The 13,979-nt window shown below is 35.8% G+C and carries 12 protein-coding genes and 1 pseudogene; 3 read left to right on the forward strand and 10 right to left on the reverse strand.

The features are described from left to right. Positions 1-73 precede the first annotated feature (73 nt). The 3 genes and pseudogenes from ACR1PN_RS02150 to ACR1PN_RS02160 all read right to left on the reverse strand — a co-directional run. The gene (locus ACR1PN_RS02150; protein WP_433978673.1) at positions 74-721 is read right to left on the reverse strand and encodes a hypothetical protein; all 648 of its coding nucleotides are present in this window, start codon (positions 719-721) and stop codon (positions 74-76) included. A 1,946-nt stretch (positions 722-2,667) separates the two neighbouring features. Then, a complete protein-coding gene (locus ACR1PN_RS02155) occupies positions 2,668-3,714 on the reverse strand; it encodes a S41 family peptidase (RefSeq protein WP_433978674.1) in 1,047 nt (348 codons plus the stop codon). A 146-nt stretch (positions 3,715-3,860) separates the two neighbouring features. After that, a pseudogene (locus tag ACR1PN_RS02160) lies at positions 3,861-5,560 on the reverse strand (DNA polymerase III subunit alpha); the annotation flags it as partial. Positions 5,561-6,201: 641 nt separating this feature from the next. On the opposite strand from ACR1PN_RS02160, the gene ACR1PN_RS02165 reads away from it, so the two are divergent. Then, complete coding sequence (locus ACR1PN_RS02165) at positions 6,202-6,405, forward strand: alpha-ketoglutarate-dependent dioxygenase AlkB (RefSeq protein ID WP_433978708.1); 204 nt, start codon at positions 6,202-6,204, stop codon at positions 6,403-6,405. Between the two features lie 215 nt (positions 6,406-6,620). Here the strand turns inward: ACR1PN_RS02165 and ACR1PN_RS02170 are convergent, their stop codons facing one another. The 3 genes from ACR1PN_RS02170 to ACR1PN_RS02180 all read right to left on the reverse strand — a co-directional run bounded on the left by ACR1PN_RS02170 (position 6,621) and on the right by ACR1PN_RS02180 (position 9,235). Next, positions 6,621-7,148 carry a hypothetical protein gene (locus tag ACR1PN_RS02170; protein WP_433978675.1) on the reverse strand — a complete coding sequence of 176 codons (528 nt, stop codon included), beginning with the start codon at positions 7,146-7,148 and terminating at the stop codon, positions 6,621-6,623. A 28-nt stretch (positions 7,149-7,176) separates the two neighbouring features. Further along, complete coding sequence (locus ACR1PN_RS02175; RefSeq protein ID WP_433978676.1) at positions 7,177-8,328, reverse strand: zinc-dependent alcohol dehydrogenase; 1,152 nt, start codon at positions 8,326-8,328, stop codon at positions 7,177-7,179. Positions 8,329-8,689: 361 nt separating this feature from the next. Next, a complete protein-coding gene (locus ACR1PN_RS02180; protein WP_433978677.1) occupies positions 8,690-9,235 on the reverse strand; it encodes a peptidoglycan-binding protein LysM in 546 nt (181 codons plus the stop codon). A gap of 428 nt (positions 9,236-9,663) precedes the next feature. On the opposite strand from ACR1PN_RS02180, the gene ACR1PN_RS02185 reads away from it, so the two are divergent. After that, on the forward strand, positions 9,664-10,122 hold the full coding sequence (locus ACR1PN_RS02185) for a pyridoxamine 5'-phosphate oxidase family protein (protein ID WP_433978678.1): 459 nt from the start codon (positions 9,664-9,666) through the stop codon (positions 10,120-10,122). Positions 10,123-10,233: 111 nt separating this feature from the next. Here the strand turns inward: ACR1PN_RS02185 and ACR1PN_RS02190 are convergent, their stop codons facing one another. From ACR1PN_RS02190 to ACR1PN_RS02200, 3 genes are all read right to left on the reverse strand, one after another. After that, a complete protein-coding gene (locus ACR1PN_RS02190) occupies positions 10,234-10,404 on the reverse strand; it encodes a hypothetical protein (protein ID WP_433978709.1) in 171 nt (56 codons plus the stop codon). A 327-nt stretch (positions 10,405-10,731) separates the two neighbouring features. After that, entirely contained in the window at positions 10,732-11,112 is a 381-nt protein-coding gene (locus tag ACR1PN_RS02195) for a hypothetical protein (protein WP_433978679.1), read from the reverse strand. Between the two features lie 3 nt (positions 11,113-11,115). After that, complete coding sequence (locus ACR1PN_RS02200; RefSeq protein WP_433978680.1) at positions 11,116-12,288, reverse strand: FAD-dependent monooxygenase; 1,173 nt, start codon at positions 12,286-12,288, stop codon at positions 11,116-11,118. A gap of 114 nt (positions 12,289-12,402) precedes the next feature. Between ACR1PN_RS02200 and ACR1PN_RS02205 the strand changes: the two genes are divergently transcribed. Further along, entirely contained in the window at positions 12,403-13,356 is a 954-nt protein-coding gene (locus ACR1PN_RS02205) for a helix-turn-helix transcriptional regulator (protein WP_433978681.1), read from the forward strand. A gap of 187 nt (positions 13,357-13,543) precedes the next feature. Here the strand turns inward: ACR1PN_RS02205 and ACR1PN_RS02210 are convergent, their stop codons facing one another. Next, entirely contained in the window at positions 13,544-13,978 is a 435-nt protein-coding gene (locus ACR1PN_RS02210; protein ID WP_433978682.1) for a hypothetical protein, read from the reverse strand. Position 13,979: the final 1 nt, after the last annotated feature.

Genomic DNA, 13,979 nt, shown 5'->3' on the forward strand with positions numbered 1-13,979 from the left:
TCATAAAGTAATTGATTATGTTGGGTAGTTTATTAATAAAAAACCTTAACAAGTGTTTTAACAGATTATGTTTTTAGACTATAAACAACGGTGGGGGTCTTACCGAAAATACTTTAGAAAAACAAAAATTAAAAGATCTGTTATTAATGTAAATATATTTCTCTACATAGAGGATTTCTAATACTGGTCCAATCAAATATTTATATTGCGAAATAAAGACCTTGGAAAAATTTTTGTATGTTGTGGAAGGAAGAAGATAGCTTCGGTTGGAGTCTGAAGAATAAGGTAATTCCCTTGAAAAGGGAGCGCTATCTATATGGCGAAAGTTAAAAAGTTCCTTCTGCTTTTCATAATCCGATACGATTTTCCTAAGTTTTCCGGAACTCAGCAAGCCGATCGCTTGTAAAGAAGGTTGTGTTTTGGGTTTGGAATATTTTTTTTCGACAATAAGATCTTTAGATTTAAACAGAAGGCCCTCACCAAAATTAATAACTCTGTAATTCGTACTGCCTTGTGCAACAAGCTGCTGATTGAAATTGGAATCGGAAGAATAAATCTCCGCATTACTTTTTAAACTGATAAGAGTAGAAGTACCAAAACCTTCTTGGGAATACAGAGAATAAAAAAAAATAACAAATATTAAGAAGCTTAATTTTCCACATCCTTTAAAAAGATGTGTAGCGAGGGTATTATTGAAGGTTTTATATGTTCTTTTTTTCAATCTGTTAATTTTGTGGAAAATCGAATTATCTAGGCACAAGTAAGATTTTTCTCTATATATATGAGTTCATGATATTTTTCACATTAAAGTTGCGAAAGTGAGATGAAGATACAGGATCAGTTGCTCAAGTAAAAAATTGGGTACTTTTATATAGAATATGGGTGATCTTTGAAGTAGGATCTCATACTACCTCTCATATAATTAAATTTTTTGCTTCATAGGATAGTGAAATGGAGAGGATTCATCATTAGATGATTCAGCTAAATTGGTTAATATTCTTTTATTTTAATAATTTCCGAAATAGGAAATTCAATACGTTTTTAAATTTAAAATTCCATCTAAAAAATTTGTTGTGATTTCGTTCGTGCACGTTTTCTTTAAAAATAATCAGTGTGATTTTGTAGAATTTCAAAAGTGTAATTTTATGGATATTATCCCAAACTTTAAAATAGAATATGTATCGTTTTCGGGAAAATGTACTATACTTTTAGCCTTAAAAAGACAAAGGTGTTTGATTCTAAAGTGTTGATTATAAAATGATAGCCTGCTATTATTAAGTTATCCTTAATGATAATTACTAATATTAGATTTGTACTATCTCCACTAAAAATTTTGTCTTATTTAACTTTATTAATGATTATTAACAGTGATCAAATTCGCGAAATAGATATATGATGTGACATTGAAAACAGAAAAAGACCTTTATTTTTGTAACGAAATTTTTTACAGGCATAAAATTCTAAAAGCACATTTTCATCTATTGCCGAGATGAGTACTGAAATTCCTACAATTTAAGAAATACATGATCATTAAATTTTAATGGTCATGTATTCTTATTTGGCAAACTGCACTGAAAAATTCCCCACGCCGTTACCTGTCGTTTCATTGTTAAAATGTAGTCTTATGCAGGGTTTTGCCGTGCATACATATCTCTGGGATTAATGCTAACTGCCGACGATTTATTCAATGTGTGTAACAATAAGCGTTTTAGCGACATTGGAAGAAAGTATTCCGGGAATTACAAAACGGATGTTATCAATTTAAAAGAACTCAAGCCAATAAAATTAATTTTAAGAATAATTTGATGAGATTTGCCTCCAATCTTTGAATATGAACTCAGAATATGCTAAGGAATATAGCACTTTAATTATTGATATCGAAAGGGAAAAACATAAGAGACTAATAACAGGCAAAAGTTAGATTTAAATAATGATTTTTAAAGCATAAGTATAAATGAAGCAGCCTTTCAAATTACCTCTTTCAAGTTCGGTTGATCTTTCTAATCGGCCCAGTACAGTATTCAGCCGATCCTGCGGATACTCCAAACTAATGTAAATTAGGTGTTTAGATGTGCTAATTATGTGTTTTAAAGCATGGAAAATTTCGAAACATAACCGATTTTGCTAAATTGAATCTATGTCAGCAAAGACAGCAAGAAATTGACGGTTCAAATCAGCGACCCAAACACTTTTTATTGGGAAGGGAAATCATTATACTACACTCTTACAAAAGGAGAAAATAGGGAAGAGGAAATATCTTATAATATACGGGCTCCCAAATTGCAAAACCAATCGGAATAACAGAAATTACATTATGATGTACGAAAATTCTATATGAGGAAAATGGAAATCTTCAAATCTATTCGGCCGGTTATAGTTTTTTTGGAATAAAAAACTATAGACCTCTTAAAAAAGAAACTGATTTACTTATATAACAGTGCTATTTAAATTAAATAATATGAAACAAGTATTATTGATCTTGATCTTACCATTTCTTAATTGCTGGATGTGGGGCTGGAAGTGCCAAAATAACAATTTATTATTCTTGAGAGTATACCAATGCCGTGATATCTAATACATGGAAAATAACAATACCTTTGTTGGGAATTTAGAAGATATTCAGCGGAGCTAGAACAATAAATTATTTATTCTATTTTCTTAAATCAGTCATCGGAACTTTTCCGTAGTATTGGAAACTTTGGTCTGCCTATTCAGCAGTTCCAGTGCCTTCAAAATCTTTTTATCTTTTTTAAGATTTTCAAGATTGTCGCCTTGCAAAACTTCAATGTCAGGTTGAATGCTGCTTTTATAAATCTTTGAATTTCGATCTGTTACGTAATCGGTAGATAAATTGAGTCCGGCATCCTCATTGATCCTGAAACCCTGGACAGCGGTCGTATAATCAGCGGTCGGTTCACCCACAATATAAGTTCTCTTTCTTCCAATCAGAGATATGGCTGTCATTTCGCCGGCGCTTGCCGTGTAACAGCTGGTCAGGATTACAACCGGAATATCTTTTTTAATCGGAATTTTTAGTTGTGTTTTTCTATCAAGTTCGATACCATCAATCAGCATTTTCCCGTCCCTGATTTCCCATTTACCTGAAGATTCACCTTTAGAATTCCTGAAGCCTCCGAAAACAATATGATCACTGCCAATGAATTCTTTCAACCCCAGTAGAATAGGGTACATATTGCCGCCTGTGTTGACTCTGAGGTCGATGATCCAGGCCTTTATTTTAGCTGAATTGACTTTATTGATATGACTTGTGATGTCATTGGCAATACTATCGACTTTCTTAAAGCTAAAGTCATCATTGCCCGGAATTCTGATGTAGGCAATTGTTTTGTCAATCACCAGGCTCACCACGGACTTCTCAGTTTTTAATTGATTCTTCACATAAGCATTGACAGAATTTGTAGGTTTGTTCCATCCATACGTCCTGCCTTTATATTTCAGGGCTCCGTGATGATCCTTAAGTAGTTCGAAGACCTCGGTGTATAAAGGAGCCAGGTCGGAAACTGAATTGAGGTCTTTAGATTTACTGTATAATGTGCTTTCAATCGATGTGATGTTAGATGTATCTACAGCATGTGATCTTACCAGGTTAATAGAGGTATCTATAAATGATTTGACGCTGTCATTTTTAAAAGTTTGGGAAAATGAATTTGCATATATGAGTAAAAAAATACCGAAAAAAAAAGATTTGATCATATTTATAAGTAGCAATTGTAAAGTAATATTTCAAATATAAGAAATAACCTGCAATTACTCTTTTAAATGTGGCTAATTAAGAAATACTTAAAATTACTAATCTGATTTTCTATACAAATTATTTGATTACTAACTGATTGCTTTTATCATAACAATTTTTGTCTCGGAAGTTCAATTTCATGCTCTTGTGGATAAGGCTGTCTGAAAGTTAAGCTCACATCTTCCCGAAGACTATTTTCAACTTCTTTAGATTTTTCCTCATCCATGGAATATCTCGGATCAGCATTCAGTGGCATCTTCACCATTTTGACAATGGTTATCGTTGGAAAATGGTAATCCGCTTCAACAATTCCGAGTAAGTAATAAATGCCACCTTCTTTAAAAGGAAACTGTCTGAGGCTGTCAGGAAAATGCGCAGTATCAAAATACTGTCCGTCAGCATCAATCCATGTTCCAAAATACATATCGCCTTTTTTACCGGGATGATTCCTCATTTTGATAGGAACATGCTTTTTGGAAATTAAATAAGCAAGCATTTTTACCTGTTTTTGTGGTATTTCAACAAATCTTTAACCATCACATCTCCACGGTATTTGGTTTTTAATAAATCAAAGATGGAATATGAAACGGGAAACCCTAATATTTCCAGTTCATCAAAGGCGTCTTCAAAAGGATTTCTTTCGATAACAGGTAGCTCGTAATCTTTTTGAGGCTCATCAAATAGGGAGATTATTTTTGTTTTGTACTGATTCCTTGATAAAAGAAACCTTGCTTCAATCAATAGTTCGTGTTTCTGCTTTCCAGTAATCTGAATGCACCGACAAAAATTAATATCTGTAAAGTTTCGTTACCGATATTGATCCTGTTTACAAAATCTTCCAATGATGTGTAATTGCCATTTTTTTTCTTTCTTCAGGAATAAAGAGCTTAATTGAGGTATCTAATTTTTCAATGTGCATTAAACCTAAATAAACATCAGTTTCATATACGGTTGTTTGAAATTTACTGAGACTAACGCATGGATTATGAATCACCGCTCCAGCCATTTTTGCTTCATGAACATACACTTATGTTCTGTAGAACCCGCCACCGTTATTTATAGCGGCTACCATAAATTCAATAGGACAGTAGGTTTTCAGGTAGAGACTTTGATAACTTTCCACAGCATAAGAGGCAGAATGTGCTTTACAAAATGAATAGCCAGCAAAGGATTCAATTTGCCGGTATACTTCCTGTGAAAGTTGATCAGGATGTCCTCTTCTTTTGCAGGATTCGAAGAAATCCTCTTTTAATTTTTGTAAAGCGGAAAGAGAACGTCCTTTTCCACTCATAGCTCTTCGGAGGATATCGCCATTAGCTGCTGATACGCCGCCAAAGTGCATTGCGATTTTGATCACATCTTCCTGATAAACCATAATACCATAGGTTTCACCCAGTTCTTTTTCGAATACGTCATGGAAGTATTCAAATTGCCCAGGATGATTGTGTCGAAAGATATACTCGCGCATCATACCGCTCTGAGCAACGCCTGGTCGTATGATGGAAGATGCAGCCACCAGTACTTTGTAATTGTCACATTTCAATCTCCTCAGTAACCCCCACATAGCTGGTGATTCGATATAAAAACAGCCTATAGTTTTTCCAATGCTTAAGTATTGCATTTTGCTTCATTTTTCGAGATTCTGGTATCTTCAATATCTATGGTAATTCCTCTTTTTTCTTCAATCAGATGAACAGCATCTTTAATCGTTCCAAAACCTCTCTGTGATAAAATATCAAATTTTTCAAGTCCAATATCTTCTGCCGTAAACATATCGAATTGTACGATTGGAAAATCTGGGAATTCGCTTGTAGTATCAATACAAAAGAATATGAACCCGATGAATTTTCAGAACATCATATTCAAAGTTTTATCACAGAAATTAAAACCGATATAAGGCAAATCAAAGACAAAATGGGAGATAAGAATTGACTTCATTTTGATTAAAAGACATTAATAGAGCTAATCAGTCACTAAACGAAAAACTTCCCCGAAGGGAAGTAAAAACACAAATGATGAAAAAAAATCCCAATGAATAGGGATTTTGTAAAAATAAAAAATTTTATTAGAAATTTACAATGACTCAACTCAGTTTCTGGAATATAGAGAACACTTTCTGTGCAGGGAAGAAGCCGATATGCTGAAAAACAAACTGCTTCAAAATGCGCCCTGGGAACAGCGTACCCAGAAGATGTACGACAAAACCGTTCTGACACCACGACTTAGAGCATGGTATGGTGATGCAAAATCATATGAACGTGCTGACAGCAATACATCCGAAACAAATACGTGACTCCGGAACTTTTTTCTTTAAAAGAAAGAATAGAAAAAGAATTCGGATACCAGTTTAATGGTGTATTATTAAATCTCTACCGCGACAATAATGATTCAGTCGCCTGGCACAGTGATAAAGAAAGCCATACGGCAAGCGTCCGGTTATTGCGTCGATCAGTCTCGGGCAAACCCGAAACTTTGACTTTAGAAAAAAGGACCACCATCAGAGCAAATACAGCCTTCCACTTCTCCACGGATCACTGCTGATTATGAAAGGTGATCTACAGGAAAACTGGCAGCATCGAATTGCTAAATCAACAGTTCCGATGAAAGAAAGAATTAATCTTACTTTCAGATGGATTAATGAAATGTCATAAATTTGCAGCAATCGGAATTAAGATATATTGCATACTGATGGATACTGACATCATTCTTGAGGCTTAAGCTCCTGATCAGTTATGTTCAGCGATTGAAAATAATCGATGAAATGAAATACTTAACAGAACTTAAAAATTAATGGGGTTTAGAATTTGCTTTAGGAGTACCAATAATGCTTTTAAAAAGGCCGGAATTTCTTCCGACCATGAATATATTAGTTATGTTTTTTCTTTTTTGACTTTAATAAAGTTATCGCAATGCCTGTGACCGCAGCGGCTACAGCAATCTTAAGCAGAAAATTCTTTCTATTGTATTTCCATTCCGATCCCCAGCCGCGCTCAGCAAAAATGTTAGGCAAATAACCTTTTTTTAGGTCTTCAATAATCCCTTCAAACGCTCCCACACGGTCTGCCAAAACCAGCGGAAGCCATCTTCCATAGCTCGATTCACTGTATTTGAAAGCAAATTTCCTGATTTCTCCGTTAAGGCCTCTCGGTGGTGAGGCAGTTCCAAAAGCAGCAGTTAAATTAGGCCGCTCTACGGACTTTAAAATTTCAACGTTTTCATGTTGCTGTGCTGGTCTTTCCCAGGAATAGCCCTGGTGCTCTCCGTTGGTACGTTTCTTCATGGGATAAACGGGATCATTTTTAGGATCTGCGTCGATTCCCCAACCTTTTATATGACTGTAATCTGCCTCTTCACTTTTTTTAAAATCAGAAGGCTTTGTTTCGTCTGTAAGCATCTTGTAATATTTTTAAGTTAAAAACTTTTTAAGCATTCGGTGGAATAAGCACGGTCTTTATGCATCCGTCCAGTTTCCGTGAAAATATATGGTAGGCATCAGCTACTTCTTCCAGCGGAATTCGGTGAGTAATGATTTGCTTTGGATCAAGAATTCCGTTTTTTACATGTTCAATAAGCTTAGGCAAGTGGCGTTTTACGGCTGCCTGGTTAGCCCGGATGGTAATTCCTTTATTTACCACATTTCCTATTGGTACCAAAGCATCTGTAGGACCGTAAACCCCAACGATGGAAACGATTCCACCTTTCTTCACCGAATTAATGGCCCAATGAAGAGCCGTGGTAGAACCACCCTGTAGAAGCAGTTTTGTTCCAAGAACAGTATTCGTAAGATTTCCTTTCGCCTCACAACCTACAGCATCAATGCAGACATCTGCTCCCAAAGAGTCAGTTTGTGTTTTTATAAAGACGACCGGGTCACCGATACTGTTAAAATTATAAGCTTCACATTGAGCATATTTCGCTACAAAATCAAGTCTGTATTCCAGTTCGTCAATGACGATTACACGTCCTGCTCCGAAAAGCCATGCACTCTTGGCTGCCATTATACCGATAGGTCCTGCACCAAAAACTACTACCGTATCGCCTTTTTGAATGCCTGCCATTTCTGCTGCCTGATAGCCGGTAGGTACTACATCGGTTAGAAGAACCGCATCATCAGGATCCATCCAGTCAGGAATGACAGTTGGGCCTACATCTGCATAAGGAACACGGGCATATTCTGCCTGTCCACCCTGATAACCTCCCGCCGTATGGGAGTACCCAAAAATACCGCCTACTGCAGTGGCCATTGGATTTGATTCATGGCAGTTGCCATACAGTTCCTGCTTGCAAAAGGCACATTTTCCGCAGGAAATATTAAATGGCACCATCACTTTATCGCCTACTTTTAGTTTTTGTACAGAAGAGCCGATTTCAACGACTTCTCCAATAAACTCGTGGCCAAATGTAGTACCTGTACGTGTGTCGGGAACAAGCCCGTGGTAGAGATGCAGATCTGATCCGCAAATGCACGATCTTAAGACCCGCACAATAGCATCTTCAGGATGTTCTATTTTCGGTTCGGGCATACTGCGGTCTGCGCGCACGCGGAAAGATCCGCGGAAATTCATTGCTAACATATATGTATATTTTGTTGGTGATGATAAATGTAGAGCAAAATAGAGACCGCCATAAAGGTTTGACCATAATTTATAATTTTTGAAGAAACTCTTGTATGACAATTGATGTAAACTTTACTATTTTTCTTTGTAATAACAGTAACGTAAGTAAAGCTTAATTTGAAATCTCCTTTCGTTAGCCTTACAATAAACCATTCTCACAACCCATTACATAAATGGTCATTGATAAGCGAATAGATACTTATTTGCTGATTTTGAATTTTCTCTATACCTGTTTTTTTAATACATTGAAAATCGAAGGCCTCCTGTAGGAAGCCTTCGAAACACCAAATCACAAAATATTAATATGAAAAAAAATTATTTATAAAGCTGTTGCAGTATATGTAACTGTTTGCGTATAAGTTCCTGCCGGTTTACCTAAAATATCAGAAGATGATGATTTCGAAGCAGGAATCATATAATCCAAATTCAATGTTAAAGCGCTTCCAAGAGGAGCATTTGTCACTAAATTCTGATCTGTTGCAGATAAAACGACAGCCGTTTTTGTTCCGCCCATTGTTCCGGCAGCGGCAGCTGCTTTGATTGTTAAAACATTCACAGGAATTGTATTTGTTCCGTTTAAGAAATTAGCACCTCCTGCTTTTACTTTAACGTTAAAGTTCTTCGTTGAAGTTACTTTAAGAGAATTTGCTTTGGTAATGGTTTGATCAGAGTTGTAGTCTGCTGCAGTAGCATAGTTGAAGTCAACCGTATTACCAATGGCTGTACTTCCTGCGTCGATAGATATTACGTCGTTCAGGGTAATGTTTACCGTAGTTGTTGCGGTAGTGTTTTGAGCCTGAACATTATTAGTTCCTAATATGATTGCTGCGGTAGTTAAGACTGCGATTGCTATTTGTTTTGTCATGGCAGTAATATTTAATTTTATTGTTATCTAATTGTTCTTTTGTATACTGCAAATCTACAGCGGCCAGGAAGCTTTCTTTGTAGTTGAAATTGGAAGTTCATGTAGTAAAATATCTACATGGATTATTTAAGTGGTTCAAATAAAAATCCCAATGCTTTGACGCGTGTTGAGAGTATTTAAATCTGCTGTTATTTTTATAATAAAGCTTAGTAATATAACCCCACTATTATTTACAAATAATAAGTCCGAAATCTTTAATAAGAAATTTTCAAGTTTGAAGAATAAAAATCAGTTTTTCGTTTTATCAAGATTTAAATGAGCAATTAATTGAAGAATATTATTTTGATAACGAATGATGACCCACCAGACATTATGTATCGGTATGGATTTTGGTCTGTGCTAACAAAGCAGATCAGTTTCCTTGATTTGTGAACTCAGATATAATCATCATTAACCAAGATATAAATATTATGAAAAAAGCATCATTGAAAACCATTGCAGAAAGAATGAAGAACCTCGATTTCTGTATGATGGTTACGCACGACGAAAAACAGGTTTCTCATTCAAGGCCTATGAGCAATAACGGTCAAGTGGAATATGACGGCGACTCATGGTTCTTTTCCTACGAGGACAGCCATAAGGTCGACCACATCATAAACAATAATCATGTTAATCTTATTTACCAGACTGATGATATGTTATTTATAGAATGTATTGGTAACGGTGAAATTATAACGGATAAGAATACACTTAAAGAAAAATGGGTTGAAGGCCTCGAACAATGGTTTCCGCAAGGAATTGATACCCCTGGGATTTGTCTGATCAAAGTGCGTGCAACCAAGGTGAGATTCTGGCATAAAGAGGAAGAAGGGGAATATATCGCCTAATTGTCAGTAATTGGTGATAGTCTGTAATGGAACAGAGAACCTATCGAATAATACAAATCCCGACATTCGTCGGGATTTGTCATGAAATTAAAATTTGTTAGTATGCCTTTGCTAATCACCTTTTTTATGGTGATGAGGCTTTAAAGCGGTTTTGTTTTTTGGAGTCTCCTTATTATCTCTCTGGCGTTGGTCTAACTTACCTGTTGACTCCGCTGTCTTTTTTGGACCTGGCTTAATTCCCATTGCAATTAAATTTAAAGATTTACATTTTAAATCAATCATATTTAATGCCAATCCTTTAAATCTTGCTTCTTACTATTTTTAAACAGATTCAAGTCAATTGATCGTTGTTTATTCGCTCTGAGCCTACAAAATATGTGATCAATTTGCAATGGTAAAGACAAATTAAAATTGCAATATGATAAAATTTTTGATACCTCGCAATCTTTACAATATGTATCTCCAACAAGCAGATTATTTTTTTTAATCCAGCATAATCTCTTGCGAGTCAACTAATAGTTTCCGTGGAATCCTGAATGTTAACGGCACGACAATTACAAAGGCAATATAAAATACCGAAAATATGGACGTTATAATTACAAGAAGCGTTCACAGAAATGTTTGTTTGATCTTATTTCCGATCAGAATAAAAGGGATGATTCCCGCAAGCAATAATGCCCAGAACCATAACGGATGAATGACAATTATCCATAGCCAGATAATCACTGACATAATGCTTATTCCCACAATAATTTGCTGTCTCTTTTCACCTCCGCACGACGCTGTTATGATACCTGCTGCTATACAGCTGAAATACACACAAGCTAATTTGATAATAAACTGAATGATATCATGAGAAGTCCAGATGGTCTGTTCGAACAGCTGCATAGAATTCGGAAACAAAATCCCTTGCATTTTTGCAAGTACCGAACTTAAAATACCAATGCTTCCAAATCCAATGATGATGGAAAGTATTTTTTTTAAACTCATAACTTAACTGGTTTTAAAATTCAACTGGTCTTCAGTGAGTATGATTGGATCGGTCATTATTCCCTTTAGTTCGATATCGGAAGCAGACCTGAAAGATTCTATAAAGTGATCAAGCTTTTGCTCATCAGCAGGGATGAATGAAGAGGCATTATTTCTGGCATTGCCCTGGAATTTACGGATGATGGGTTGCATCAGTCTATTATATTTGCTGCAGGCGGATATTAGATCATCGGGCGTTTTGCTGATGAAATGCGACAAAGCCTTTGCTCCATAGATAGAAAGCGATGCTCCCATGCCGGACAGGGCAGTGGGACAGTATCCAGCATCACCCAGCAGAACCATATTTCCGTTAACAAGATCAGGCGCGTCTACCATGCCCATTTTATCAACAAACATTAAGCCTTCTTCAGTAAAACGATTGAGCAGATCCCTTACCTCGGTGCTATAATCATTGAAAGAATTGAGTAACAGGTCTGCTGATTTTTGCTTTATTGTTGCAATATCACTCATATGATGAATGTAGCACTGGATGGCGATTTCATTGTTTGCAATCGGGTAGATAGAGAGCATTTTGTTCACATCAATATAAATTTTAAAATTGCCCACTGTAAATGAGTGTTCCATCTGTAGTCTTCCACCCATGTACAAAGTATTGAAATCTTCCATTTGTGAATTTGTAAAATAGCGTTCCCGCGTTGCTGAACGTAAGCCTTCAGAAACAATAATAAGATTGGCTTCCATACTGTTTCCGTCAGATAATATTACCTCGCTTTTATTACCCCTTGAAGAAATCCCCGAAATCGTGGTATTGAAACGAACATTCACATGATCTTTGACATTATCATACAGCACGTTATGAAGTCCACCTCTTGAGATCAGCACTGAACGTTCAATATTCTGGTTCATTTTTTCGTAGCTGATGTGTTGAATAAGTTGTTCATCTTTTTCTAAAAAACTTACAAACTCAGATGGAGAAGAGGCTGCTTGGAGTTCTTCTATCAAGCCAAGTTCTTCCATTATCCGGACACCAAAACTCTTCAGAGAGATGAGGAAACCTGCCTTAGTAAAAGATGGAGCCCTGTCGATTACCGTAACGTGATGCCCTTGTCCTGATAGAAATTTTGCGGCTGTCAGTCCTGCAATTCCGCCACCTGATATTAAAATATTCTTTTTCATTTCTATAATTTTTTAAATGCTTATTGCAAAATTAGTTTTACATTTAAGGATAAAATAGTCCTTTTTGGAATAAAAATAGTCCATAAAATGAATTTAACTGATAATAAAAAGGAGATGCTTGAGCTGGCAGAGCAATTGGGAATGCCAGCATCTGAATTCGGCAATATGCTTCATCTTTTACGACTCAATAAGATTCATATCGTTGATATGCTTCCGGAAATGCTGTTAATGATTCGTTCTGTGATTGCGAAAGAGATATTTACTTACCGAAGAAAACCTATTAATGCTGTTAAAAAAGGTCTTCTTTTTTCTTTCCAGAATATTTTTAGCAATCCTCCAGAGGATCATCAGAAGCATAATGAAGAAAGATCAATTCAGGCCCGTCCTCATATCCGGATATCTCCTTTGCATATGGAAAGTGAAGTGGTATTTCCTAAAGCAATCACTATCACTCAAATTACAATACTGATCGAACTTGATTTTCTAAAACGTTTTATTGGCAAAGATCAGGAGGCATTCAGCTATCTATTCAACGATGAAAAAACATTATTAATAGAAGAATTCATGTCTCCGGAGATGGCTGATCTTGTTAATGAAATTGCCGGAATTGCTGAATTGAACCTATTGTCAGAAGCGTATTACAAATTGAAAGCATTGGAGCTGCTGTATCTGCTTTTTAAGAACCTTTCTAAACGGCAACATATCAAATATCAAAGTCTCCGCAATGACGAGATAGCCGCTCTTTATCGCTTGCGGGATGCGATTTCGAATTCATTAGAAAAGCCTTTGCCACAGGATGAGATGGTAAAAATCAGTGGTATGAATGTACTTAAACTGAGAAAGCTTTTTACACAAATTTTTGGGAGAGGTATTTATGAGTATAGTCAATATCTACGGATGCAGGAGGCAGCGAGATTGATAAAGGATGAATATCTATCGGTTTCTGAAACAGGATATCAGTTAGGTTTCACTAATTTGAGTTATTTCGGAAGGTTGTTTGAACAACATCATGGGATGAAACCCAAGAAATGGAGTGCGCAGCACCGGACAAAAAACAACCAAGTGTAATAATGCAGACGAATAATAACTGGTTAAATTATAATAACCGTTCGATACTTCCTTATAAATCTACAAAAAATTCATCGTACAGGGTAAGACTCTTGTCCCCGCTAAATTATGTTTTAATCCGCAAAATATCAATGGTGGTTAGCCACCGAATCGCAATACTTTTAATATCTTAATGTCAATTAATGTTCTACTTTATCATTTTAATCAAATCACTGATGTCACATTTGTTAAAAAATGATTGGTGATGTAGTTCAAGCTTTGTAAGAATTTTTATAAGTTCTATACGCTCTTGATGGCTGAGATTACCTGCAACCATTGATGTAGCTTTCCGGATTTTGTTCATCTGCTTCTCTAATGCTATTGTTCCTTTTTTCGAAATTTGGATTAGATCAGACGTATTTGATATTTCATCTGCAGACTCGATCCATCCATTAATTTGAAGTCTGGTAATAACTGCTAAGCCATCAGGTTGGTTGTGAATATTTTTTTCAATCAGCTCGTCTTTTGTTATCTTTCCGAAAGCTTTGAGATTGATTAAATAAATAAAATCGTCTTGGACAACAAAGTCAGAACCCGCTATTGCAGCTTCACCATAGCGCTGTGCATATCTGTTTAAATGCATT

Source organism: Chryseobacterium sp. RLHN22, from assembly GCF_051011795.1.
GTDB lineage: Bacteria > Bacteroidota > Bacteroidia > Flavobacteriales > Weeksellaceae > Chryseobacterium > Chryseobacterium zhengzhouense.